We start from the raw sequence: 2,095 nt of genomic DNA on the forward strand, positions 1-2,095 counted from the left end.
AGCATGCGCATGCCGTGTTCCTGGGCCTTCTTGGCAACATCCTCGGCAGCCATCTGGGCAGCGAACGGGGTCGACTTGCGCGAACCCTTGAAGCCCTGGGCACCGGCCGACGACCAGGCAATCGAATTGCCCTGCGCGTCGGTGATGGTGATCATCGTGTTGTTGAAGGTCGAATTGACGTGGGCAACGCCCGACGAGATGTTCTTGCGTTCGCGACGGCGAACACGAGCGGCTTCCTTGGCCATGATAGTCCTTTCAGTTGATCTCTACACCGCCGTAATGCCAGCGGCTCCACCTTCGTAAGGAAGTAGGGGAATAGGGCAGTAAGGGAGTAGGGAAAAGTGCGACCCGACTGGCGGGCATTCCCTACTGCCTTACTCCCCTACTCCCTTATTCCCCTAAAAAATTACTTCTTCTTGCCGGCGATCGACTTGGCCGGGCCCTTGCGGGTGCGCGCATTGGTATGCGTGCGCTGGCCGCGGACCGGCAGCGAGCGGCGGTGACGCAGGCCGCGGTAGCAGCCGAGGTCCATGAGCCGCTTGATGTTCATCGAGACTTCGCGGCGCAGGTCGCCTTCAACCTGGTAATCGCGGTCGATGGTTTCGCGGATCTGCAGCACTTCCGCGTCGGTAAGCTGGTTGACGCGGCGCTCGGCCGGGATGCCGACCTTGTCGACGATCTCCTGGGCGAACCGCTTGCCAATGCCGTGAATGTATTGAAGCGCAATGACAACGCGCTTGTTGGTCGGAATGTTGACGCCGGCTATACGAGCCATGTTCTTCCCTTCTCCATGTGGGCCGGCCAACCTCAAAAACGAGGCGGGCACGGCGCTGTCTTAAGTTGCCCCGCGTCCGGTGGAGGCCGGCCCATGCGGGAGTTTCCAGTTCAATGCGGCTGCCTTGCCCTTGCGGACAAGCAAAGCTCATGCCTGATAGGAAGACGGGCCGCCATACCGCAGCGAACCGCCTCCGTCAAGTGCAATCGTTAATTTCCCCGCACTGCGTCCTTGAGCACCGCTTCGATCTGTTCCGTCACGGCGTCGATATCGGCCATGCCGTCGACACTGCGGAGCTTGCCCTTGGCATAGTAGTAGCCAATCAGCGGCGACGTCTTCTTGTAGTATTCCCTCAGGCGCTCTTCGAACACGGTCGGGTTGTCGTCCTTGCGAACGGGAAGGCCGGCGGCCTGCGCCTCGTCGGCGCGCTTGACGATCCGGCCAACCAGGGCCTTGTCGTCGACGACGAGCTCAATGACGGCGTCGAGGCCCTGGGAGCGATCCGACAGCATCTGCTCGACCGCATCCGCCTGCACCAGGGTCCGCGGATAGCCGTCGAGGATGAACCCCTTGGCGCAGTCGGGCTGATCGATACGCTCGGCGACGATCGCGTTGACGATCGCGTCGGACACCAGTTCACCGGCATCCATCACCGCCTTGGCGCGCTTGCCGACTTCGGTGCCTGCCTGGACGGCAGCACGCAGCATGTCGCCCGTCGAGAGCTGGGGTATGCCGTGTTTTTCTACCAGTCTTTGTGCTTGCGTCCCCTTGCCCGCTCCTGGCGGCCCAAGCAATATCAACCTCATCTGGCTTTCTTCCCCCCGCGCAGCTTCGACTTCTTGATCAGGCCTTCATACTGGTGCGCGATCAGGTGGCCCTGAATCTGCGCAACCGTATCGAGCGTGACACTGACCACGATCAGAAGCGATGTGCCACCAAGGTAGAATGGTACGCCAGTCGCCGAGATCAGGAACTCCGGCAACAGGCACACCAGCACCAGATAGATGGCGCCGACGACGGTGATGCGGGTGAGAACGTAATCGATGTAATCGGCGGTGCGCTCGCCCGGACGATAGCCCGGGATGAAGCCCGAATGCTTCTTGAGCTGGTCGGCGGTTTCCTTCGGGTTGAAGACAATCGCAGTGTAGAAGAAGGCGAAGAACGCGATCATCGCCGCATAGAATGCCATATAGAGCGGCTGGCCGTGGCCGAGTGCGGCCAGGATCGTGCTTGCCCAGCCCGGCATGTTGGTCGTCTGCGAGAAGCCCGCGACGGTGGCCGGCAGCAACAGCAGCGACGAGGCGAAGATCGGTGGAATGA

General features: G+C 61.4%; 3 protein-coding genes and 1 pseudogene. All 4 read right to left on the reverse strand.

All coding sequences use genetic code 11. The features are described from left to right. Positions 1-245, reverse strand: a 245-nt coding sequence (gene rpsK / locus EN893_RS30700) for a 30S ribosomal protein S11 (RefSeq protein WP_128362047.1), incomplete at its 3' end; no start/stop codon positions are given. 161 nt (positions 246-406) lie between these two features. Then, entirely contained in the window at positions 407-775 is a 369-nt protein-coding gene (gene rpsM, locus EN893_RS30705; protein WP_013531437.1) for a 30S ribosomal protein S13, read from the reverse strand. A 209-nt stretch (positions 776-984) separates the two neighbouring features. Continuing rightward, a complete protein-coding gene (locus EN893_RS30710; RefSeq protein ID WP_013531436.1) occupies positions 985-1,581 on the reverse strand; it encodes an adenylate kinase in 597 nt (198 codons plus the stop codon). After that, a pseudogene (locus EN893_RS30715) lies at positions 1,578-2,095 on the reverse strand (preprotein translocase subunit SecY); the annotation flags it as partial. The pseudogene EN893_RS30715 and the gene EN893_RS30710, both read right to left, overlap by 4 nt.

It is taken from the genome of Mesorhizobium sp. M7A.F.Ca.CA.004.04.2.1 (assembly GCF_004022825.1).
Lineage (GTDB): Bacteria > Pseudomonadota > Alphaproteobacteria > Rhizobiales > Rhizobiaceae > Mesorhizobium.

Excerpts from the sequence above, each read along its gene's own strand:
- rpsM (WP_013531437.1), bottom strand. The coding sequence starts at position 775 with ATGGCTCGTATAGCCGGCGTCAACATTCCGACCAACAAGCGCGTTGTC.
- EN893_RS30710 (WP_013531436.1), bottom strand. The coding sequence starts at position 1,581 with ATGAGGTTGATATTGCTTGGGCCGCCAGGAGCGGGCAAGGGGACGCAA.